This window comes from Bacillus sp. FSL K6-0923 (assembly GCF_038630825.1).
GTDB lineage: Bacteria > Bacillota > Bacilli > Bacillales > Bacillaceae > Bacillus > Bacillus pumilus.
Window position 1 is genome coordinate 340,092 of the sequence record NZ_CP152044.1, and the last position, 21,000, is coordinate 361,091.

Genomic DNA, 21,000 nt, shown 5'->3' on the forward strand with positions numbered 1-21,000 from the left:
ATATAGTAAACAAAATATACCCCTCATTTTATTTTTTGGAAAAATAAAATAGTATCTAAAATTCAATAATAGTATTTTGAATTATTATAATTTTTAAAAAATAATGTTGACACCCTCGGCGATATCATTCTATGATTGTTTACGTAAACGCTTACCGTAAACGTTTACTATAACGAGTGGGGAGGAATTTGTTTATGAAAAATAAAGAAAAATGGAGCGGTGTATTCCCGGCTGTCTTAATTCCTTTTAAAGATGACTATTCAATTGATGAACCTGCTTTTCGTAAGCTTGTCCGTTGGGTAGCGGATCACAAAGGGATTAACGGGATCGTTGTCAATGGACATACTGGCGAGATTATGACTTTACTGCCACATGAACGAGCTGAAGCAGTGCGCATTGCAGCCGACGAATTAAAAGGGGAAGTACCTGTCATTTCTGGGGTTTCTGCAGAAGGGACAATTGAAGCGATCCAGCATGCAAAAGCCGTTGAAGAAGCTGGTGGTGAAGGTATACTTCTCATGCCGCCACATTCATGGCTAAGATTCGGTATGCAGCCTGAATCACCTGTCCAATTCTTTAAAGATGTTGCAGAAGCGATTGATATTTCAATCATTGTCCATCAATATCCAACATGGACAAAAACCTCATATACAACCAGTCAATTACTAGAAATGTCGGAAATTGAGAATGTTGTTTCGTTTAAAATTGGTCAAAGAGACATGGCACAATACGAGGTCGATGTACGGGCATTGAAAAAACATGCACCAGATGTATCGTTACTCACATGTCATGATGAATATTTATTGCCAACATTGGTTCAAGGCATTGATGGAGCACTTGTAGGTTTCGGCTGTTTCGTGCCAGATTTGATCGCTGAACTTGTGAAATGTGTGGAAGAAAAAGACCTTGTAGCGGCTAATAAAGTTTACGATAGAATCTTTGAATTAAAGCATGCTGTGTATAAAATGGATGAACCTTCATCTACTTCTCATCTGCGCATGAAAGAAGCGATGTATCAGCGAGGTTTGATCAGCAGCTCGCTTGCTAGGAAGCCGGTATTACCTTTAACTGATGAGGAAAAAGAAGAAATTCGCCAGGGCCTTCAAAGTGTTGGTTTGCTTAAGGAAAACGTCGGTAGATAACAGACCATTGATTTCATGATGAAGGTGAGTCAGGTTATAATAGTGTATAAAACAACAGACTCCCGGAGGTATGAAATGTGTCAGTAAGTATTAAAGATGTCGCATTGAAAGCAGGAGTGTCTATCGCCTCTGTTTCCCGAGTATTAAGTGGTAAACCAGGAGTAGGTGCTCAAACGGCTGAAAGAATCAAACAAGTGATTGATGAGTTAGGCTATCGTCCTAATCTAGGAGCCAGAGGGCTCGTTAAAAGAAAGACTGGGAATATAGCGGTCGTGGTTCCGCGTGGCTCATATATTTTGAATAATCCATTTTTTTCGACGATTTTAGATGGTATAGCGAAAGAGTTAGATGAAACTGAATTCAATATGTTGATGTCATTTACATCTATACAGCAGCAGCGATTACTTGAAACGCAAGCTGTAGATGGTGCGATTTTATTTTCGCCAAGAAATGAAGAATTGAGCATGGATTGGTTAAAAAGTTTAGCGATTCCCATTATTGTTGTTGGAAGTTACTTAGAGGATTCTCCTTTCCCATGTGTCAGACCAGATGATGAAGAAGGTGTGTGTCAATCTGTAACGGCCTTATTTGAGAAAGGTCATCGAACCATTGGGCTGGTCAATGGTCCAATGAGTTCGATGCATAGTGTCAGGTATTACAATGGATATGAGCGAACACTTAAAAATTTAGGGTTAACAATGAACAAAGAACTTGTGTTTGAGTTAGATGAATTTGATGGGGGAAAAGTAGTAGAAGTGGTTTCTCAATTTCTCCAAGGAAACCAGCACATGACTGGAGTTGTTTGCTCTTCAGATTTTTTGGCGATGGGGGTCATGAAAGCTGCAGATCACGCAAATGTGTCTATACCTCATGACTTGTCTGTCGTTGGTGCCGATGATGTGCCCATTGCAAGCTTTCTAACCCCTTCTTTATCTTCAGTTCATGTTGATTTAGTTGGCATGGGGAGAAAAGCTGTTTCTTTATTAACACAGGTATTAGATGGAGATCTGATAGAGGAAATGGAGCATATCTTCCCTATGTACTATATAGATCGGGGCACCACGGGAACGCCAAAAAAGAAATGATAGATGCTGAAAACTCGTATGAACGCTTTAGAATGTCTCTTGATTTGAAATGTAAGCGATTTCTTTAGTGCTCTTCGGCATGTACTTTTGCATCATTTCCTCTAATAAGGAGGAGATATCATGACGTTAGAAGTCAGCGGAAATTCAAATTCTCATGATGGGCAAGTTGTTGATAGAGCTTCACAACTATTGACGAGAATGGAAAGTGTACCTTTTTCTAGATGGCATTTAAAGCCTCGTATCATTATGGGATCTGCCACCTTTTTTGATGCTTTTGATGCTCTGTCTTTAGCGTTTGTTCTCCCAGTTCTCATCGGCATGTGGAGTTTATCACCTGCTCAAATTGGTCTTCTTATTGGGTCTGGTTATATAGGACAAGCGATTGGTGCCATTTTCTTTGGGTGGTTAGCAGAAAGGCGTGGCCGTGTTTTTAGTGCAAAGTGGACTGTACTCCTCATGTCCGTCATGAGTATTGCATGTGTGTTTTCAGGTAATTTTATGGCACTGTTTATTTTTCGTTTTATACAAGGGATTGGGGTAGGAGGAGAGGTGCCGGTAGCAGCCTCATATATCAATGAGCTATCCCGAGCTCAAGGGAGAGGTAGATTTTTTATGCTTTATGAGATGATTTTTCCTTTAGGTTTAATGATCTCAGCTCAAATCGGCGCATTTGTGGTACCTAGTTTTGGGTGGAAGTGGATGTTTTTAATTGGAGGTATTGGAGGTTTAATCGTCTTTGTATTCTTTTTTATGTTACGTGAATCTCCACGATGGCTGATTTCGAAAGGCAGATTAGATGAGGCCGAAAGAATTATTGTAGAAATTGAAGCTAGTACTGACAAACGAATGCCTGTAAAACAAGTATCTAATAGTACTGAAAAGGGCGACTGGAAAGAGCTTTTTTCAACTTTCTACCGTAAAAGAACATTGATCGTATGGGGACTATGGTTTTCTGCCTACTTTGTATCGAATGGTTTAAATAACTGGTTACCAAGTCTTTATAATACGGTTTACAATTTGCCAGTTGGAGATTCATTAAGGGCAGCCTCTCTGACAAATATTTTACAGACTGTCGGTGTATTCGCTTGTGCATTTTTGATTGATAAAGTAGGACGAAAGCGCTGGGCAACCATTGCATTTATTGTAACAGGTGCTTTATTAACTGCTTTATGGATCAGCGGAGCGAGTTCTCCAGAAAGTGTGATCTATTTAGGGTCCGCTGCTTACGGAATGATGGGGACAATCACAGTTCTTCTCTATTTATATACACCTGAAATTTATCCAACTCGTATGAGGGTGATTGGAACGGCATTTGCTACTGCTTGGCTTAGGCTGGCCTCAGCGATTGCTCCTATTATGATAGGCTTTATTTTAGAGGTGAGCGGTGTTTCAACTATTTTTATTCTTTTCGCAAGTGTGACTATAGTGGGAGCAATTCTTGCTTTTAAAATGATCGAAACGCGCGAGAAAGTATTAGAGGATATTGCACCGTGATTGACGCACGCAGTGAAGAACTTATTCCAAAGAGGGTAGGTTCTTTTTTATTCAGAGGATCTACGTACAATTTTTAAAATGCCTAACCGATCTCCGTTCATTTATCATATAATAGAAACATGAAAAGCCATACCTGTGAGATAGTGAAGATGTATATCCGAAATAAAAAGTCTACCGATGAAGGTAGACTTTTTCTATAAGTTCAATTCTTGATTCCTTGAATGAGTGCAGCTTTTAAGCAGAAGGAAATAGGCTGCTGCTGTGCATCGAATTGAAGCTGAAATAGCTGCTTTGTATCAGGGTCTGCGGCTTGAAGATGGGAAACGATCTCCTGCTGGACATTTTCTGGTGTGCGTCCACGTATGATCCAGTCCTGATAATCAATTTGCAGATCCCAGAAACGAATCTCTTTTTGAGTTAGTTGGTTGGCAGCGAAAAGCTCTTCCCATTCTGATAAAGAGCTTTCTCGCACATGAGAAGGATCTCTGAGTCTATTTAAGTGATTAATGAATGAATCCTGTGCCGCATTCTCAGGTGCATAATGGTCGACGAGCAGAAATGCGCCGCCTTTTTTTAAGACCCGGCTGATTTCAGACATGGCTGCGGGAAGGTTTGGAAAGTGGTGAGCGGCAAACCGGCACGTCACGATATCAAATGATTCATCAGCGAATGGCAATGCTTCTGCGGCTGCCCGTTCAAAAGTAATATGTTCCAGCTGGCGTTCTTTTGCAAGTGCTGCTGCAACCTCGATCATTTTTTGCGTGACATCAATGCCGATCCCTTTAGAAATAATGTCTGAAAAGGAAAAAACGGTATGCCCTGCTCCGCAGCCGATATCAAGTAAATGCTCATGACCCTTCGTATTTGCTGCCTCTTTTATCCATTCCAACTCTTCTCCGGCTGCAAATATAGGTGAATCTCGATAGTTCTCGGCATTTTGTGAGAATTGGTTTTCGGCTTTAGCATATGGATTCAATTTTTTCTCCCCCTTTTGTTGTCTCTTTATCGTAAAATTCCTTTTGTTATTTGTCTAAGACATAAAAGATATGGCATGAATAGTTAAAACCTATGAGGTGATGAAAGTGGATATACGAATGATGGAATATGTCATGGAAGTCTACCGGCAGAAAAGTTTTACAAAAGCAGCGGACCAGCTTCACATTGCACAGCCTTCTTTAAGCCAACAAATAAAGAAGCTGGAAGAGGAATTAGACACACCCCTATTTATTCGAAAGTATGGACAAGTCACACCCACACCTCAAGGGAGCCGGTTCATTAAAAGGGCAGAGAACATTTTGAAGGAAAGAGATGATTTGCTGCGTGAAATGGGAGAAGCAGCTTATGAGGTGGGGAAAGAGCTGAACATTGGGGCGCCAGCCGTCACAGGGGGATATGTCTTGCCCGGTTTATTAAAAACCTTTTGCCAAACGTATCCTCATGTTCACGTTCAACTAATAGAAGAATCACCTCGTGAGCTAGAAAAACTTCTATTGGCTGGTCAGCTGGATTTGGCTATTTTATCTATGCCGGTCGAGCATGAATCATTGAAAACGAAACACATGCTGACAGAGCCGCTTCTTCTTGCAGTACCGCCATCTGCTCAACCTTGGTTACAGGCGGAATTGAACGATATCATCAATCAAGCAGATCAGAAAGGGACTGTTCCGTTTCGCCTTTTGGAAGATGCCGCATTTATTATGCTGAAAGAGGGATATGGCTTTCGACAAGTGGTCACAGAACTTTGTCATCATCATGGTTTTCAGCCGAAGATAACCTTTGAAACAAGTCATATTCAAACAGCACAGGCATTGGTCAAAAATGGACTAGGTGTGACAGTTGTGCCGAAAATGTTGGCACAAGAGGAAAGAAACGAAGTCACTTATTTGAAAATTGATTCATGTCCAACCCGTACACTTGTGTTTGCATATGTGGAAGAAAGGTATTTAACGAAAGCCGCTCGAGCCCTAATGGACCTTTATCAAAAAGCTTAAACAAACGTTTAATTAAATGCAAAAAGCAGGGGAGCACCCTGCTTTTTAATAAATATCCAGACGCTGATCTGTCATCACAGGAATCTGCTGTCTTACTTCATCCACTAGCTGAAGATCAATGTCCGCATAATAAATATCTTCCTCATGGTTTGTTTCAAGTAAAATACGGCCAAGTGGATCAATCACCATGGAGTGTCCAGGGAATTCAGTGTCTCTGCTTGTGCCTGTTCTGTTAACAGCAATCATAAATGACTGATTTTCAATCGCTCTTGCGATAAGCAAGCTGCGCCAATGATCTACTCTTGCTGATGGCCATTGCGCCGTATTGATAAGCACCTTCGCCCCTTTGTTGACAAGTGTTCTGGAAAGCTGCGGAAAGCGAAGGTCGTAGCAGATCATCGCCCCGATCTTCACATCCTCATCATAGTCAAATAAACCAAGCTGATCACCAGCGGTTAAATAGCTGTGCTCATCCATTAAGCGGAATAAATGAATTTTGTCATAATCGACTAAAAGCTCACCTTGGCGGTTAAATCCATACATCGTGTTGGTGATCCTCTCATCTTCTGTGCGCTTGTTCAATACACTTCCTGCAATGAGAACGACTTGGTGCTTACGGGCAAAGGAAGAGAAAAGCTGTTTTGTTCGTTCACCGTTTACATCCGCCAGCTGATCGGCTTTTTCAAGAGCGTAACCAGTATTCCACATTTCGGGTAAAATGATCAGATCAGGCTGCTCGCGGATCGCTTCTTCTAAAAATGCTTCTGCTTTTTGAAAGTTCACATCAGGTTCTCCAATTTGTACGTCCATCTGGACAAGGGCGATTTTCATACAGGTTCCTCCTTTATTCGATGATTGCGAATGTGAAATCCATGAATGGATTTGTTGATTTGTTTTGTCTAAGAATCTCTAGTTTTCAAGCCAGTTTCTTTATCATAAAGGTTTCAATCTTCTTTGCCAATAGAAATGTCAGAAGGTTTTGTCTTTTGTGGTGAAAATGTCTTTCTTCGTCAAGAAAACAGTGATATGATACACATAACTAATAAAACAAAGGGGGATAGTAGGATATGCAGTTGTTTGATTTACCGTTAGATGAGCTAAAAAAGTATAAACCGAAGAAAACAGCACGTCCTGATTTCTCAGACTTTTGGAAGGCGTCGCTTGAAGAACTGAACCAAGTGGAGGCAGAGCCAGCACTTGAACCTTATGATTATCCAGTAAAGGGCGTTAAGGTGTATCGCCTGACGTTTCAAAGCTTTGGTCAATCTCAAATTGAAGGCTGGTATGCGGTACCAGATCAAACAGGTCCGCATCCAGCACTCGTTCGTTTTCATGGCTATAATGCAAGCTATGACGGCGACATTCATGACATCGTCAATTGGGCACTCCATGGCTATGCGACATTTGGCATGCTCGTCCGCGGTCAAGGCGGCAGTGAAGATAAGACAGTGACACCAGCAGGGCAGTCTCTGGGCTGGATGACAAAAGGTATTTTATCGAAAGAGACCTACTATTATCGGGGTGTTTATTTAGATGCGGTTCGAGCGCTCGACGTGATTCAGTCCTTCCCAGAAGTGGATGAACACCGAATCGGTGTGGTGGGCGGCAGCCAGGGTGGTGCACTAGCAGTTGCAGCTGCAGCACTTTCAGACATTCCGAAGGTCGTCGTGGCAGATTATCCGTACTTATCAAATTTCGAACGTGCGGTAGATGTGGCATTACAGCAGCCTTATTTAGAAATCAATTCATACTTTCGCAGAAACAGTGATCCAGAAGCGGAAGAAAAGGTATTTGAGACGTTAAGCTATTTTGATTTGATCAATTTAGCCGGATGGGTGAAACAGCCCACGTTGATGGCAATCGGTTTGATCGACCAAATCACCCCCCCATCTACTGTGTTTGCGGTATACAACCATTTAGAAACAGATAAAGATTTAAAGGTGTACCGCTATTTTGGACACGAGTACATCCCGGCTTTTCAAACAGAGAAGCTAGCCTTCTTACAAAAGCATTTAACGAATAATTAAAAGAAAAGAGGCCACTCTCTAGGAGGGCCTCTTTTTTAATAGCTCGTATTCTGTCTCGTTTTTTCATCAGGCACTAACGCGGTGATAATGAGGGCAAGGGCAGTGATGATATGAAGAATGAATCCGAGAATCGGAATCCATGCAAGGCAGGATGTGACAATTCCAATGATACTTCCAATCATTGGTCCCTGGTCTCGCTTCGATAAGACGAGTGTGATAATATGCAGAATAAGCATGACCATGAGCGGTGAATAGCCATTGCTGATAACGAATAGACCTCCGATCACAGGAATAGCAAGGCAAGCTTCAAAAATCCCAGTGATCCATTTCATAATGCGAGATATAGACATCAGATCCAACTCCTTTTTCATATATGTCTTATTCGTATTTTCCCAAAACGTGAAGAAGTCATGCAGAATTCTATAGAAAGAGTTGATGGACACTTGAGAGAGAGAATTAAGGAAGAGCTGAAAATCATCGAAACAACGTATGACGTAAAGATTTGTCTTGCCGTCGAATCAGGCAGTAGGGCATGGGGATTTCCCTCGACCGATAGTGATTATGATGTTCGCTTTTTATATGTTCCCCGAAAAGAATGGTATTGGGCGATGGAAGAGCATCGTGATGTCATTGAACGGCCGATTGATGACATGCTTGATATCAGCGGCTGGGAGCTTAGAAAGGCACTACGCCTATTCAATAAATCAAATCCGTCCATTATGGAATGGCTGTCTTCTGATATCATCTATGCTGAATCTTTCTCTTTGGCAAAGCAGCTAAGAGAATTAAAGGATCGAGCGTTTTACCCTGCGGCTTTGATGTATCATTACCTCAATATGGCGAAGCGGAATGAGAGCCGGCATTTACGAGGAGAGCAGGTGCGAATCAAGAAGTATTTCTATGTGCTTCGTCCTCTGCTTGCCTGTCAGTGGATTGAACGTTACCGAACAGTTCCACCAATGGACTTTCATGAATTACTCAAGGAGCTAGTGGAGGAAGGCCCGCTTTTAGCAGAAATTCACGAACTGCTCAAACGTAAAATGGACGGAGAAGAAATGGATGTAGAGAACCGTCTCGCTCATGTCCATCCATTTATTGATCAAGAGCTGGTGCGTTTTGATGAATTGGTGAAAAGCTACAATCAGCCGAAAGACAATCTGATGCAAGAATTAAATGAGCTTTTGCAGTCTACCCTTGATGAGGTGTGGGCGTAGGAGGGAAGAGTCAGCCGGATAGCGGCAGGCTCTTTTTTAGCTCTTATTGTGATAAAACCACAAAAAAAGTCAGAATTTTTGTCATCTTCAAATATTGTAGCGGACAGCTTATGAGCCTTACAATAAAGACATAGCTTACAAAGAGTGGGAGGTGCCCTTTATGGAGTCGGTCACAAGAAATTTCTTCTTGTTTTTGTCAAAGAGCAGTCTCTTGAACCATATTGCTCGTAATTGGGGAAGTGCTGTTGCATCTAAGAAAATCATCGGTGGGAAAGATTTTGAGAGCGCTATCTCTGTCATTAAACGATTAAATGATCAAGGAATGGCTGTAACAGTCGATCACCTTGGTGAGTTTGTCACAAAGGCAGAGATTGCAAATGAGCGGACGGATGAGTGTATTCAAACCATTCAGCGGATTGCAGAGGCCAAGCTCAATTCCCACGTGTCACTCAAAATGACATCACTTGGACTAGATATTGACGATGACCTTGTGTATCGCAATATGAAACGTATTTTAGATACGGCAGAAAAACACCGTATCATGGTGACAATCGATATGGAGGATGAACAGCGCTGTCAAAAAACGCTGGACATTTTTAAAGAGATGAAATCTCAATATGAGTATGTCAGTACGGTTTTGCAGGCGTATTTGTACAGAACAGAAAAGGATCTTGATGACCTCAATGAGCTGAATCCATTTTTACGACTTGTAAAGGGTGCCTATAAGGAATCCGCCGAAGTGGCGTATCCAAACAAAAAAGACGTTGATCAGAATTACAAGAAGCTGATCGAAAAGCAATTACTCACAGGGAACTATACAGCCATTGCGACACATGACGATCAAATGATCGAGTTTACGAAAAATATTGTGAAAAAACACAATATACCGACAAATCAGTTCGAATTTCAAATGCTGTATGGCATGAGATCAGAAACGCAGCAGGCACTTGTGAAGGAAGGCTATCAAATGAGGGTCTACACCCCGTATGGACGAGAGTGGTATGGCTACTACATGAGACGTCTTGCAGAACGGCCGGCAAACATTGCCTTTGCTTTAAAAGGGATGACGAAAAAATAATTTGAAACGGGAGCGTGACAAAGATGACAACACCTTACAAACATGAACCATTCACGGATTTTAGCCAGGAAGAAAACCGCAAAGCGTTTGAACAAGCATTAGCAAAGGTAACAGAATCACTGGGTCAAACCTATCCGCTCGTGATTAATGGAGAAAGAATCGAAACGAAAGACCAAATTGTCTCGATCAATCCAGCGAAAAAGGATGAAGTCGTTGGAACCGTATCAAAGGCCGGAAAAGAAGAGGCAGAACAAGCGGTTCAGGCTGCGGCGAAAGCATTTGAAACTTGGCGCTATACGTCTCCAGAAGAAAGAGCCAGCGTCATCTTCCGTGCTGCGGCAAGCATTCGCCGTAAAAAGCATGAGTATTCAGCCCTTCTTGTCAAAGAAGCAGGGAAGCCTTGGAATGAAGCGGACGCAGATACAGCAGAAGCGATCGACTTCCTTGAATATTATGCTCGTCAAATGCTGGAGCTGGCGAAAGGCAAGCCAGTGAACAGCCGCGAAGGGGAACACAATCAATACGTATACACACCAACTGGCGTGACGCTCGTCATTCCGCCGTGGAACTTCTTGTTTGCCATTATGGCAGGAACTACAGTAGCACCAATCGTTACAGGGAACACAGTTGTCTTAAAACCTGCAAGTGCAACCCCTGTGATTGCGGCACGTTTTGTGGAAGAGCTTGAGCAAGCAGGTCTTCCAAAGGGTGTGGTGAACTTTGTACCAGGAAGCGGAGCTGAAGTTGGAGATTATTTAGTCGATCACCCGAAAACAAGCCTGATTACATTCACTGGTTCAAGAGAAGTAGGGACACGTATCTTTGAACGCGCGGCAAAAGTCCAGCCAGGTCAGCAGCATTTAAAGCGTGTCATTGCTGAAATGGGCGGTAAGGATACAGTGGTTGTAGATGAGGATGCAGACGTCGAATTAGCGGCTAATGCCATTTTCACATCAGCCTTCGGTTTTTCAGGTCAGAAATGTTCAGCTGGATCTCGGGCTGTCGTCCACGAGAAGCTGTATGACCAAGTGATCGAGCGAGTGAAGGAAATCACAGAAACGAAAACAACAGCGAACCCTCTTTCTGCGGATGTCTACATGGGACCTGTCATTGATCAAGCGTCCTTTGACAAGATCACGGATTATATCGAGGTGGGCAAACAGGAAGGCCGCTTAGTGACTGGCGGAACGAGTGATGATTCGGAAGGATACTTCATTCACCCAACCATTTTTGCAGATCTTGAGCCAACATCTCGCTTGATGCAAGAAGAAATCTTTGGACCTGTCTTGGCCTTCTCGAAAGTGTCTAGCTTTGATGAGGCACTTGAAGTAGCCAACAACACGGAATATGGTTTGACAGGTGCTGTCATTACCAATAATCGTGATCATATCAACCGTGCGAAGCAGGAGTTCCATGTAGGGAACCTCTACTTTAACCGTAACTGCACAGGAGCCATCGTGGGATACCACCCATTCGGCGGATTCAAAATGTCAGGAACCGATTCAAAAGCAGGCGGTCCAGATTACCTAGCTCTACACATGCAGGCAAAAACGATTAGTGAAATGTTTTAAGTTGGAAAAGCATGAACCTGTGCACACGGGTTCATGCTTTTTTTGCTTGTCTACGACTTGTTTCTATGCAAATCTGTCCGGAAAGAAGTATGATAAATGTATTACTTAATCAGGGAGCAATCGGGATGGAAGAGATATTAGAAAAGCTTCATACATTTTTTGATGTCGATAAGTTAATTGCATTTATTAGCGGGTATTTAAAAAAACCTGTGATTTTAGAAAGCACAGAGTGTCAGCTCCTTGCTTATAATTCTTACAGCATTCAGCAGTTTGACCCAGTCAATCAGCAAACGATTTTCTCAAAGGAATGTCCGGGGTCTGTAGTCGATTGGTTAAAGAAAACAGGGGTTATCGAGCGGCTTCACAAGGAGTCAAAGCCTTTTTATGTGAGCGGTCATGACGAGCTCGGGTTTAATCGGCGGGTGGCTGTGAGTGCCAAGCACAAACAAGAGGTTGTGGGCTTTATTTGGGTGCAGGACATTGAGGATTCTCTCACGCAGGAGGAGCTGCAATTTTTGCATGAAGCTTCCTTTCAAGTGGGAAAAGTGATTTATAAGAATAAAAAACAGCTGGAGAAAAAGGAAGGCAAGATTGAAGAATTTTTCAAAAAGGTCATGGATGATCATTTTTATACAGAAGAAGAACTGAAGTGGGAGGCTGAGAATTTAAGCATCCCGCTGCCAGCGGTATTTACTGTCATGGTCGTACACGCTGCCGATAACAAAAGTGAGACGGCAGAAGATGTAAAGGATGTCATTCGAACGTATTTGCAGTTAGAAGATAAGGTGAATCACGTATACTCCGTTCAAGCCGACATTGTTGTGATATTGGGCAGCTTGTCAGACCGGCATTCACCGAAAGCCACTGCGGCTGACGTCATCGCTCACCTGCAATCGAAAGCGCATGCCCATCCTTCTCCATTGTATATTGGGATGGGGAGAGAGTATCGAGATGTCATGAAAATGAGCACAAGTCGATTTGAAGCGATAGAGGTCGTGAAGGCCGTGAAAATTGTGGGGGGACAAGAGCTGATTCCATATGATTACGAGAATCTGGGGGTTTTCCGATTCTTAGACTCGATTTACAGCCATCAAAAAAAGAAAAATGATTTCAATCCAGATTTGTTACGTTTGAAGGAAAAAGACCGTGAGAGCCAAACCTCATTTTTAAAAACGCTTGAAGTCTACTTGTTGAATAACTGCAAGCTAAAGCCAGCCGCAGAGCAGTTGTTTATTCATCAAAATACATTAAACTATCGAATGAAACAAATCTTTGAGATGACCTCAATCGATTTAAGTCACTTCAGTCAGCGATGTGAGTTATTTATTGAATTAATGCTGATGAAAAAAGATCAATAGTCATCGAATCCGCAGGTGCCTGGGATCACCTGCGGGTTTTCATGTGAAAAACAACGGCTGCACTACGTTGTATGATAGATAAGGATTTTATGAGAGAGTGAAAGGAGGACCACCTTTGGGAGCAGTCACCTTGGCCATTTTGATTTTCATCCTGACCCTCGTCCTTGTCATTTGGCAGCCAGGACGTTTAACCATTGGATGGTCAGCGTGTGGAGGCGCCATTCTTGCACTTGCCTTTGGTGTCGTTCATCTGGGCGATGTGTGGGAAGTGACGCAAATAGTATGGAACGCAACATTTGCGTTTATTGGCATCATTATTATTTCGTTAATTTTAGATGAAATCGGTTTTTTCGAATGGGCTGCACTGCATATGGCAAAAGCCGCAAAAGGGAACGGTGTCCGCATGTTTATTTATTTAACATTGCTTGGCGCTGTCGTGGCTGCTTTTTTTGCGAATGATGGAGCGGCACTGATTTTGACCCCGATCGTCTTGTCTGTAGTGAGAGCGTTAAAGCTGGATGAGCGGATGATCTTGCCTTTTGTGATGGCGAGCGGCTTTATTGCAGATACAACCTCCTTGCCATTTGTCATTAGTAACTTGGTCAATATCGTATCAGCCGACTATTTTCATATTGGGTTTCTAGAATATACAGCAAACATGTTCGTGCCAAACCTTGTGTCGCTTGGAGCGAGCATGCTAGTGCTTTATGTGTTTTACCGAAAGCTCATCCCAAAAACATACGATCTGTCACAAGCGAAGGAACCGGCTTCAGCGATCCGGGATATCCGCATGTTCCGCTTGTCTTGGTATGTGCTTGGTTGTCTGCTTATCGGTTATTTTGCAGGGGAACTCATTGGGGTTCCGGTCTCCATCATTGTGGGCGGTATTGCCCTTGTTTTCTTGTGGCTGGCCAGAAGAAGTCCGCAAGTGGCAACAAAACGCGTCATAAAAGAAGCGCCATGGTCCATTGTCTTTTTCTCAATCGGCATGTATGTCGTTGTATATGGACTGAAGAATGTTGGTCTCACAGAAATATTGGCGGCATGGATCGAACAAGGAGCATCGCATGGCTTGCTTGCGGGAACGATGTTTATGGGTGTGCTCGCCGCAGTGCTGTCCTCAGTCATGAACAATCTGCCTACTGTGTTAATTGATGCGATTGCGATCGGTCATACAGATACAGCAGGCGTCATGAGAGACGGACTAATTTATGCCAACGTCATCGGCTCTAACCTTGGCCCGAAAATGACCCCTATCGGCTCATTGGCGACATTGCTATGGCTTCATGTTCTTAAGAAAAAAGGCGTCCATATTTCTTGGGGTGCATACATGAAAGCTGGAATCATCCTCACCATCCCGACCTTGATCCTTACTTTATTGGGGTTATATGCGTGGTTATGGTTCATACATTAAAGCTGAATATAAAAAAGAGCAGATCCAAGCGACCTGCTCTTTTTTGTTACAGATATTTTGCATAGCGTTTTTCTAAAAAGTCCTGAAGCAATGAGACTACGCTGCAAATGCCCCAGTAAATGAGGGCGACCAAAATATACATGGTCATATAATCGAATTCGCGCCCACCTACGATTTTTGCTTGCTGGAACAGCTCGGGTACAGTAATCATTGCAGCCAGTGAGGAGGCTTTGATTAAATCGAGCATGACATTGGTCAATGGCGGCAGAGCGATGCGGACGGATTGAGGCAAAATGACACCGCGCATCGTTTGCCAATAGCTGAGACCTAGTGACTTGGAAGCCTCTACCTGTCCACTCGGCACAGAGGAGAGAGCCGCCCGATTGATTTCTGCAATATAGGCAGCGCTATTGAAGCTGAATCCAATAATGGCAGCAGTGACCGCTGTAAACTCAATCCCGATATAAGGGAATCCAAAATAAAGAATAAACAAAATCACCAGAATGGGTACGCCACGCATGAATGAGATATACAGCCGTGCAGGCAGCCGAAGCATCCACGTATTCGCCATTCTGGCAAGCGCAATAAAAAAGCCAAGAATGGTACCAAAAAACATGCTCACAAAGGAAATGAGCAGCGTCAGCCAGATGCCTTTCATGACAAATGGAAATGACGCCTTTGCCAGTGCAGGATTAAATATATATTCTAAATGAATATCTCCCACGCTTGCGGCTCCTTATTTCGAAATGTCGACATCTTCGACATCAGCATCTATTTTCTTTGAAACGTCTGCATGATTAAAGAATTTTTCGGAAATCTTTTTCATGGTTCCGTCTTTTTTCATTTCTTTTAAGACACGATTTAATTCTTTTTGAAGCTCTGTGTTGTCTTTCTTCATCACAAAACCTTGTTCGTTTGGCATGTATTTTAAGTCAGGGTGAATCGTAATATTTAATTTCGGGAATGCAGCTAGAGCTAGTGTCTGCAAGTAATAATCATTGAGAATGACATCAGTACGACCGTTAGCGACATCCTTTAAGTATTGCTCATTTGTCGCATTATCATAAATAACTTCCTTCGCACCGTACTTCCGAGCGACATCCATATAAATCGTTGTGGCAGCACCAGCTGCTTTCTTTCCTTTTAAATCTTTTAACGTTTTAATGCCAGACAAATCATCTTTTCTTACGATCGCCGTGCCATAAGAATATTTATAAGGAGTTGAAAAGGCGAACTTATCTTTTCTGTCATCTGTGATGTCAATGTCATTTGCAGCGGCATCCACTTGACCAGAATTAATGGCGCTCAGCATGCCATCATAGCCCATTTCTTTAAATTCTACTTTCACATCAAGGCGTTTAAATGCTTCTTTGACCACTTCCACTTCATAACCAGTCAATTGATCCTTGCCATTAGCTGTATCATGATATGACGTTGGATAAAGGGTGCCTGAAGTAGCAACCACGATTTTCCCTTTCTTTTGAATCTCATCCCACTTTGAATCTTTAGACTGTGAAGAGCCTGATTGACTGCAAGCAGACAAGACAAGTATGAAAGCAGACACAACAAGCATTACCCAGATCGATTTTCTATGATAAAAACGACTCATTTAAGAATCCTCCTCTATTTTTTATACAAAACAAAACATAGCACGCTTTTTCTGTTAGGACAACGTTTTCAGAAGAAAAGCGAAAAAGTAAGAATATTATGTGCAATTTGCGCGATGAAATAATGTATAAAAAAGGAAAGTGCGTACAAAATAAATGCGTATAAAGGAGGGAAGAAAATGATGAAAAAAATAAGTGGCTTGATCATATTATCGATGATGCTGTTGTCTGGTTTTTATATGGAAACAGCTCATGGAGAAACACCCCAAATGGAAAAGCGTCCAGTAACGCATCAAGTAAAACTAACGACAGAACAACAAAAACAAATTGAAACGCTTGAGCAGCAAATTCTTTCTAAGCGAAAAGAAGTGATTGAGAAATATGTCCAATATGGTGTGTTAACAAAGGAACAAGGTACACATATTACGAAGCGAATGGATGAGCATTACAATCATTTGAAAAACAACGGATTTGTGCCATTATTGAAAAAACCACAGCACCATCGACCATAAGGATGAAACCGGCAGCGAGGTGCCGGTTTTTTATTGTTTGAGATTCTTTTTCAGAAGGTGAGACTTTCACCATCTTGAGGGACAAAAATGGCTTGTTCTGCTTGATGCTCCTGAATGTAAGCTTGTAAAGAAGCTCTTGTTAGCAAGCAGTGATTCACTGCCTCAAGGTGACAAGCGACAATTTGTGCTGCTGGGTGAGAATGGTGAACCTCTAAAATGTCTTCCTTCGTCATCGTAATCGGATCGCCTTCTAAAAATTGAGCAGCTCCGCTATTGACCACAATGACATCTGGCTTGCAAGTATTGACAACCTCCTTCGGTTCATCACACCAAATGGTATCACCTGCAATGTAAAGGATAGGTTCATCAGGGTGAGAGAAAACAAAACCGCTGACTTGTCCCATCCGCTTCGCTGTTTCTCCTGTCCCATGCTGTCCACCTGTCCGCTGAATATGAACACCACAAATGTCTATTTCATCTTCAATGCAAATGACATGCTCGAAACCGGCTTCTTCAACGTCTTTTTTGTCATTCTCCGATTGCGTATAAATGGGCTGGTTTTGGGCTAATTTTTGTTTCGCCTCGTCATCAAAGTGATCCACGTGCAAATGAGTGAGTAAGACAGCATCTGGGTGTAGCATGTTGTCTAAGTCAATGTTTATAGGCAGATCAACAATCGGATTGTTCAAATGTTGATTGGCTGTATGAGGAAACGGTGGATATGTTCCTTTTGCTGCTAAAAAGGGATCAATGAAGAAAGTTGCCTGCCCATATTCAAGGTATAAAGTAGCATTCCGAATGAGCGTGATTTTCATGAAAAGGCCTCCTTTTTTTCTGATTAAGTTTACAGTATATTAAAAGAGTTCCATGTGACAGAGGGTAATGAAAGTCTTTCATCAGAGGGACTTGATTTTTGAAAGAGGTGAGCCAATGTTAGACCAAACCGATATGGATATTTTAAAAGAGCTCTCAAAAAACAGTCGATTAACCATGAAAGCGCTAGGTGAAAAAGTTCATTTAACGGGCCAAGCTGTTGCAAATCGAGTGTTAAAGCTTGAAGAAGAGGGTGTGATTGAAGCATATACCATTTCGATTGACTGGCGGACGCAAAAGACCATCCAAACATTTATGCAGCTCTATACCCGAAGTCATCATCACGAACCACTTCTGTCATTTCTCGACCAACAGGAAGAGATCAAGAATTTATTTAAAATAAGTGGTCAGGGCTGTTATATGGCTGAAGGCCATTTCTCCAGTCATGATGAACTGGATCTGTTTTTAACGGAGCTGACAAATTACGCAAATTATAAACTGTCTATTGCGGTTAAGCGTCTCATTCATCAGTAAAAGAAGAGACGCAGGAGGATAAGGAAACGATGAAAAAATTAATCGAAAATCAAGCTGAACCGGTGACAAAGGAAAAAATCAAAGCAGACTTGGTTCAACTTGGTGTGGAAAAAGGCATGATTTTATGTGTTCACTCATCTTTATCATCTATCGGCTGGGTAAACGGTGGCGCTGTTGCCCTCATACAAGCATTGATGGAAACCTTAACAGAAGAGGGGACACTGATCATGCCGGCACAAACGTTAGAGCTTTCTGATCCCGCTGATTGGATCGATCCGCCTGTTCCTTTTTCATGGTGGAAATCGATCAAAGACACGATGCCTGCATTTGATCCAGCTTACTCGATGCCAACAGCAATGGGAAAGGTAGTAGAAACGTTTTGGAAATACCCAGGCGTGGCGAGAAGCAATCACCCTCATTTTTCATTCACGGCTTGGGGGAAGAAGAAACATGAGCTTCTGAAACACCACGCACTTTCTTTTGGATTAGGAGAACATTCGCCTCTAGCCCGCATGTATGAGCTTCAGGCTCAGGTGCTGCTGATTGGTACGTCTTTTGAAAGTCTGACAGCTTTCCATCTGGCTGAATATCGCATCCCTCAGCAAGACCTCATGACAAGAGGAGCTCCCATCTTAGAAAATGGATGGAGAGTATGGAAAGAATACCAGGATATTATCACAAGAGAAGAACTATTTGAGCAGATCGGCCGTGACTTTCTGCAATCAGGAGGCACTCATCATCACGGACAAATCGGGCTTGCCAGTTCATATTTATTACCGATGAAAGAATCGGTAGACTTTGCGGAAAAGTGGCTTGATTTGTACGATCAGTCGTGATCTACACAGTTTGGAAATTGATATGATAAAGGTCTTGATCAGGCTGCTGTGAAGTATAGCAGGTGAGCTGATAGGCTCCCTTTGGAATAGGGAAAGACAGCACCTGAGCCATGACGCTTGTGAGATAAACTTGATCGCTTGCATGAGTAAAAGGTACTGTGACTGTTCTGTCAGCCGAGGCTGGGGGCATATCGCTATTTAAAGTAACAGTAACAGATGCTTTTCCGTTGTTGACCCCTTCAAAGGATACACCGTGATCTCCCATGGCGAATCCTTGAAGAATGTCATCATCTGACCAGTCAATCACAGGTGGTGTTTTGCTTCCGCTGTATACGGTGATTTGATGATAGGAGATAGATAGGGAATAGGCTTGGTTTAAGTTATTCATTTAAAAAACCCCTTTATACATAGATTTTCGTTGGAATGTGAATGGTTGAAAGAGTGAATCTTGAAGAGAATGTTAGGCAGCAAGACGATTGTCGCCGTCTTGCGCTTCTATATGAGGAATCTAGATGTGAAATTGTGAAACCATTGCTTTTAAATCTCCTGCTAAATGAGCAAGAGCTTCTGATGAAGCAGTTACTTCTTCCATTGCGGCAAATTGTTCTTCTGTTAAGCCGGCTACTTGCTGTGAATGTTCACTCGTTAGTTTAACCACTTCTGTAATAGTGGCAAAGGATTGTTTCGCATCGTTTGTATAAGCTGCGATTTTTTGTGATGCACTAGATAAATGCTTGATGCCATCTGCCATTTCTCTCATTGACTGTTGAATATCAATAAATGATTCTTCTGTATGAGAAATAAGTACAGACCCTTGAGCCGCTTCCTCTCTTACTCGTTTGATCGCATTTGTTGAATGAGTCATCTCTTTTTGGATTTCAGAAATGAGATGGGAAATCATATTTGATGAGGCTTGAGATTCTTCAGCGAGCTTTCTCACTTCGTCTGCGACAACTGCAAATCCTTTCCCATGCTCGCCTGCTCGTGCTGCTTCAATTGCTGCGTTAAGAGCAAGCAGGTTGGTTTGGTTAGCGATGTCTGTAATAATATGGGAAATATGATCAATTTCAGCCGAACGTGTTTCTAATGCTTGAATGGCTGTCCCATTTTCCTCTATTGATTTTGCAATAGATGTCATTTGTGAGTTTATTTCCCCAATATTCTCCACACCTTTTAGGGCCATTTCTTGTGCAAATTGACTTCTTGAAGCCATTTGCCCTGCATTTTCCGTGATGTTTGCCAACTCGTTAGATACTTGAATCATCGTGTGCACACTTGTTGTCATTTGAGTTGACTGTTCTTCTGATGAATGAGCGACTTCTTGAATACTATGGGTGATTTTTTCGGATGCTGCACTTGTTTCCTCTGCACTAGCTGACAGCTGTTCAGATGAGGTTGCCACTAATTCAGATGTGTTCATCACATTAAGAATGGTGTGATTTAATTTTTCCCGCATCTTATTGAAATGATCAGCCAAATCAGACAGTTCGTCGCCTGCTGTATCTGTCACATTGATGGTTAAATTTCCTTCACCTGCACTCTTAATGGCAGAAGCCATACGCTTGAGACGGGTTTGAATCCGCTTTGTGAAAATAGAAATAATGATTACAGCAACGATTAAGCTTAACAACAGAACAATGAAAAATTGAATGTAGAATGACTGAAGCATTTGTGAAATCATGCTTTGGTTGGCACCCGTATAAAAAATACCGATCGTTTCACCTGCATCATTTTTGATTGGCATATAAGCCGTTTGGTAGTCTTTCCCGGCAACATTTGCTGTGCCGTAATAGTTTTCACCTTTATCTAATACAGTGGCCTTCACTTCTGGTGAAACTTGTGTACCGACAGCTCGTTTTCCGTTTAACATGACATTCGTTGCGACACGGGTATTTCCTTGGAATATTGTGATGGTATCATCGGTGTATTCTGCTAAATGGTCGACCAATGTATCATGATCATTGATTTGGGTATTCCCTTTGTAAAGCTTTCCATCTTTTATCTGCCACGAGCCTGCTACTTTTTCATCTAGGTAGGCATAGCCTAGCTTTAAATCACCTTTTGCTTTTTCAGTGGCCATGTGCTTGATGTTTTCTGTCATTTCACGATTCACCACATAACCAACAATTGCTGAGAAGATGATGATGACACTTAAAAAGATCAGCAAAATTTTGGCACCAAGCCTCAGTTTTCCCTTTTTCTTCATGCTTTTTGACTCCTTTAGGTATAAGGTAGGATAAACCTCCTTAAGGATTATCGGCATGAAAAAAATGTTTGAAATACCTGTAAGCAGTTACGAGGAAATTTTTTTAAGATAGAAAAGG

At 42.2% G+C, this 21,000-nt stretch carries 21 protein-coding genes; 13 read left to right on the plus strand and 8 right to left on the minus strand.

The features are described from left to right. Positions 1 to 194: 194 nt before the first annotated feature. From MHI16_RS01835 to MHI16_RS01845, 3 genes are all read left to right on the plus strand, one after another. Positions 195 to 1,142, plus strand: coding sequence for a dihydrodipicolinate synthase family protein (locus MHI16_RS01835; RefSeq protein ID WP_003213849.1), 948 nt, complete (start codon positions 195 to 197; stop codon positions 1,140 to 1,142). Between the two features lie 77 nt (positions 1,143 to 1,219). After that, positions 1,220 to 2,227: a LacI family DNA-binding transcriptional regulator gene (locus MHI16_RS01840; protein ID WP_058015270.1), complete on the plus strand. Its 1,008-nt coding sequence runs from the start codon at positions 1,220 to 1,222 to the stop codon at positions 2,225 to 2,227. A gap of 120 nt (positions 2,228 to 2,347) precedes the next feature. Then, entirely contained in the window at positions 2,348 to 3,721 is a 1,374-nt protein-coding gene (locus tag MHI16_RS01845) for an MFS transporter (RefSeq protein WP_058015271.1), read from the plus strand. Positions 3,722 to 3,923: 202 nt separating this feature from the next. Here the strand turns inward: MHI16_RS01845 and MHI16_RS01850 are convergent, their stop codons facing one another. Beyond that, positions 3,924 to 4,697: a class I SAM-dependent methyltransferase gene (locus tag MHI16_RS01850; protein ID WP_061406696.1), complete on the minus strand. Its 774-nt coding sequence runs from the start codon at positions 4,695 to 4,697 to the stop codon at positions 3,924 to 3,926. A 118-nt stretch (positions 4,698 to 4,815) separates the two neighbouring features. Here MHI16_RS01850 and MHI16_RS01855 point away from each other — a divergent pair, with 118 nt between their 5' ends. Further along, on the plus strand, positions 4,816 to 5,712 hold the full coding sequence (locus MHI16_RS01855) for a LysR substrate-binding domain-containing protein (RefSeq protein ID WP_061406698.1): 897 nt from the start codon (positions 4,816 to 4,818) through the stop codon (positions 5,710 to 5,712). Between the two features lie 45 nt (positions 5,713 to 5,757). Here MHI16_RS01855 and MHI16_RS01860 read toward each other — a convergent pair whose 3' ends face one another. Further along, entirely contained in the window at positions 5,758 to 6,543 is a 786-nt protein-coding gene (locus tag MHI16_RS01860) for a carbon-nitrogen family hydrolase (protein WP_061406700.1), read from the minus strand. 236 nt (positions 6,544 to 6,779) lie between these two features. On the opposite strand from MHI16_RS01860, the gene MHI16_RS01865 reads away from it, so the two are divergent. Continuing rightward, the gene (locus MHI16_RS01865; RefSeq protein WP_061406702.1) at positions 6,780 to 7,739 is read left to right on the plus strand and encodes an acetylxylan esterase; all 960 of its coding nucleotides are present in this window, start codon (positions 6,780 to 6,782) and stop codon (positions 7,737 to 7,739) included. Between the two features lie 35 nt (positions 7,740 to 7,774). On the opposite strand, the gene MHI16_RS01870 is transcribed toward MHI16_RS01865, so the two are convergent. Continuing rightward, entirely contained in the window at positions 7,775 to 8,089 is a 315-nt protein-coding gene (locus MHI16_RS01870; protein ID WP_012008865.1) for a hypothetical protein, read from the minus strand. Between the two features lie 60 nt (positions 8,090 to 8,149). Here MHI16_RS01870 and MHI16_RS01875 point away from each other — a divergent pair, with 60 nt between their 5' ends. The 5 genes from MHI16_RS01875 to MHI16_RS01895 all read left to right on the plus strand — a co-directional run bounded on the left by MHI16_RS01875 (position 8,150) and on the right by MHI16_RS01895 (position 14,374). After that, positions 8,150 to 8,953 (plus strand): nucleotidyltransferase domain-containing protein, encoded by an 804-nt coding sequence (locus MHI16_RS01875; RefSeq protein WP_081106420.1) that lies wholly within the window; start codon positions 8,150 to 8,152, stop codon positions 8,951 to 8,953. Between the two features lie 160 nt (positions 8,954 to 9,113). Continuing rightward, the gene (locus tag MHI16_RS01880) at positions 9,114 to 10,031 is read left to right on the plus strand and encodes a proline dehydrogenase (RefSeq protein WP_061406706.1); all 918 of its coding nucleotides are present in this window, start codon (positions 9,114 to 9,116) and stop codon (positions 10,029 to 10,031) included. A 23-nt stretch (positions 10,032 to 10,054) separates the two neighbouring features. After that, positions 10,055 to 11,602 (plus strand): L-glutamate gamma-semialdehyde dehydrogenase, encoded by a 1,548-nt coding sequence (gene pruA, locus MHI16_RS01885; protein WP_058015278.1) that lies wholly within the window; start codon positions 10,055 to 10,057, stop codon positions 11,600 to 11,602. Positions 11,603 to 11,727: 125 nt separating this feature from the next. Then, entirely contained in the window at positions 11,728 to 12,960 is a 1,233-nt protein-coding gene (locus MHI16_RS01890; RefSeq protein WP_058015279.1) for a helix-turn-helix domain-containing protein, read from the plus strand. A gap of 115 nt (positions 12,961 to 13,075) precedes the next feature. Next, positions 13,076 to 14,374: an arsenic transporter gene (locus tag MHI16_RS01895; RefSeq protein WP_058015280.1), complete on the plus strand. Its 1,299-nt coding sequence runs from the start codon at positions 13,076 to 13,078 to the stop codon at positions 14,372 to 14,374. A 46-nt stretch (positions 14,375 to 14,420) separates the two neighbouring features. On the opposite strand, the gene MHI16_RS01900 is transcribed toward MHI16_RS01895, so the two are convergent. Together MHI16_RS01900 and MHI16_RS01905 are read right to left on the minus strand one after the other, a co-directional pair. Next, positions 14,421 to 15,098 (minus strand): amino acid ABC transporter permease, encoded by a 678-nt coding sequence (locus MHI16_RS01900; RefSeq protein WP_058015281.1) that lies wholly within the window; start codon positions 15,096 to 15,098, stop codon positions 14,421 to 14,423. A gap of 12 nt (positions 15,099 to 15,110) precedes the next feature. Then, a complete protein-coding gene (locus MHI16_RS01905) occupies positions 15,111 to 15,983 on the minus strand; it encodes a transporter substrate-binding domain-containing protein (protein WP_058015282.1) in 873 nt (290 codons plus the stop codon). A gap of 180 nt (positions 15,984 to 16,163) precedes the next feature. Here MHI16_RS01905 and MHI16_RS01910 point away from each other — a divergent pair, with 180 nt between their 5' ends. Further along, positions 16,164 to 16,493 carry a YckD family protein gene (locus tag MHI16_RS01910; RefSeq protein ID WP_058015304.1) on the plus strand — a complete coding sequence of 110 codons (330 nt, stop codon included), beginning with the start codon at positions 16,164 to 16,166 and terminating at the stop codon, positions 16,491 to 16,493. Between the two features lie 50 nt (positions 16,494 to 16,543). On the opposite strand, the gene MHI16_RS01915 is transcribed toward MHI16_RS01910, so the two are convergent. Further along, positions 16,544 to 17,308, minus strand: a complete 765-nt coding sequence (locus MHI16_RS01915) for an MBL fold metallo-hydrolase (protein WP_058015283.1) — start codon at positions 17,306 to 17,308, stop codon at positions 16,544 to 16,546. Between the two features lie 115 nt (positions 17,309 to 17,423). Here MHI16_RS01915 and MHI16_RS01920 point away from each other — a divergent pair, with 115 nt between their 5' ends. Both MHI16_RS01920 and MHI16_RS01925 read left to right on the plus strand, forming a co-directional pair. Beyond that, positions 17,424 to 17,840 carry an Lrp/AsnC family transcriptional regulator gene (locus MHI16_RS01920; protein ID WP_058015284.1) on the plus strand — a complete coding sequence of 139 codons (417 nt, stop codon included), beginning with the start codon at positions 17,424 to 17,426 and terminating at the stop codon, positions 17,838 to 17,840. 29 nt (positions 17,841 to 17,869) lie between these two features. After that, on the plus strand, positions 17,870 to 18,676 hold the full coding sequence (locus MHI16_RS01925) for an AAC(3) family N-acetyltransferase (RefSeq protein ID WP_058015285.1): 807 nt from the start codon (positions 17,870 to 17,872) through the stop codon (positions 18,674 to 18,676). Position 18,677: 1 nt separating this feature from the next. On the opposite strand, the gene MHI16_RS01930 is transcribed toward MHI16_RS01925, so the two are convergent. Both MHI16_RS01930 and MHI16_RS01935 read right to left on the minus strand, forming a co-directional pair. After that, positions 18,678 to 19,064, minus strand: a complete 387-nt coding sequence (locus tag MHI16_RS01930; protein ID WP_058015286.1) for a competence protein ComJ — start codon at positions 19,062 to 19,064, stop codon at positions 18,678 to 18,680. Between the two features lie 120 nt (positions 19,065 to 19,184). Further along, entirely contained in the window at positions 19,185 to 20,882 is a 1,698-nt protein-coding gene (locus MHI16_RS01935) for a methyl-accepting chemotaxis protein (protein WP_058015287.1), read from the minus strand. Positions 20,883 to 21,000 lie beyond the last annotated feature (118 nt).

Excerpts from the sequence above, each read along its gene's own strand:
- MHI16_RS01880 (WP_061406706.1), top strand. The coding sequence starts at position 9,114 with ATGGAGTCGGTCACAAGAAATTTCTTCTTGTTTTTGTCAAAGAGCAGT.
- MHI16_RS01920 (WP_058015284.1), top strand. The coding sequence starts at position 17,424 with ATGTTAGACCAAACCGATATGGATATTTTAAAAGAGCTCTCAAAAAAC.
- MHI16_RS01915 (WP_058015283.1), bottom strand. The coding sequence starts at position 17,308 with ATGAAAATCACGCTCATTCGGAATGCTACTTTATACCTTGAATATGGG.
- MHI16_RS01890 (WP_058015279.1), top strand. The coding sequence starts at position 11,728 with ATGGAAGAGATATTAGAAAAGCTTCATACATTTTTTGATGTCGATAAG.
- MHI16_RS01910 (WP_058015304.1), top strand. The coding sequence starts at position 16,164 with ATGAAAAAAATAAGTGGCTTGATCATATTATCGATGATGCTGTTGTCT.
- MHI16_RS01855 (WP_061406698.1), top strand. The coding sequence starts at position 4,816 with ATGATGGAATATGTCATGGAAGTCTACCGGCAGAAAAGTTTTACAAAA.
- MHI16_RS01835 (WP_003213849.1), top strand. The coding sequence starts at position 195 with ATGAAAAATAAAGAAAAATGGAGCGGTGTATTCCCGGCTGTCTTAATT.
- MHI16_RS01905 (WP_058015282.1), bottom strand. The coding sequence starts at position 15,983 with ATGAGTCGTTTTTATCATAGAAAATCGATCTGGGTAATGCTTGTTGTG.
- MHI16_RS01930 (WP_058015286.1), bottom strand. The coding sequence starts at position 19,064 with ATGAATAACTTAAACCAAGCCTATTCCCTATCTATCTCCTATCATCAA.
- MHI16_RS01860 (WP_061406700.1), bottom strand. The coding sequence starts at position 6,543 with ATGAAAATCGCCCTTGTCCAGATGGACGTACAAATTGGAGAACCTGAT.
- MHI16_RS01845 (WP_058015271.1), top strand. The coding sequence starts at position 2,348 with ATGACGTTAGAAGTCAGCGGAAATTCAAATTCTCATGATGGGCAAGTT.
- MHI16_RS01865 (WP_061406702.1), top strand. The coding sequence starts at position 6,780 with ATGCAGTTGTTTGATTTACCGTTAGATGAGCTAAAAAAGTATAAACCG.
- MHI16_RS01925 (WP_058015285.1), top strand. The coding sequence starts at position 17,870 with ATGAAAAAATTAATCGAAAATCAAGCTGAACCGGTGACAAAGGAAAAA.
- MHI16_RS01870 (WP_012008865.1), bottom strand. The coding sequence starts at position 8,089 with ATGTCTATATCTCGCATTATGAAATGGATCACTGGGATTTTTGAAGCT.
- MHI16_RS01875 (WP_081106420.1), top strand. The coding sequence starts at position 8,150 with ATGCAGAATTCTATAGAAAGAGTTGATGGACACTTGAGAGAGAGAATT.
- pruA (WP_058015278.1), top strand. The coding sequence starts at position 10,055 with ATGACAACACCTTACAAACATGAACCATTCACGGATTTTAGCCAGGAA.
- MHI16_RS01935 (WP_058015287.1), bottom strand. The coding sequence starts at position 20,882 with ATGAAGAAAAAGGGAAAACTGAGGCTTGGTGCCAAAATTTTGCTGATC.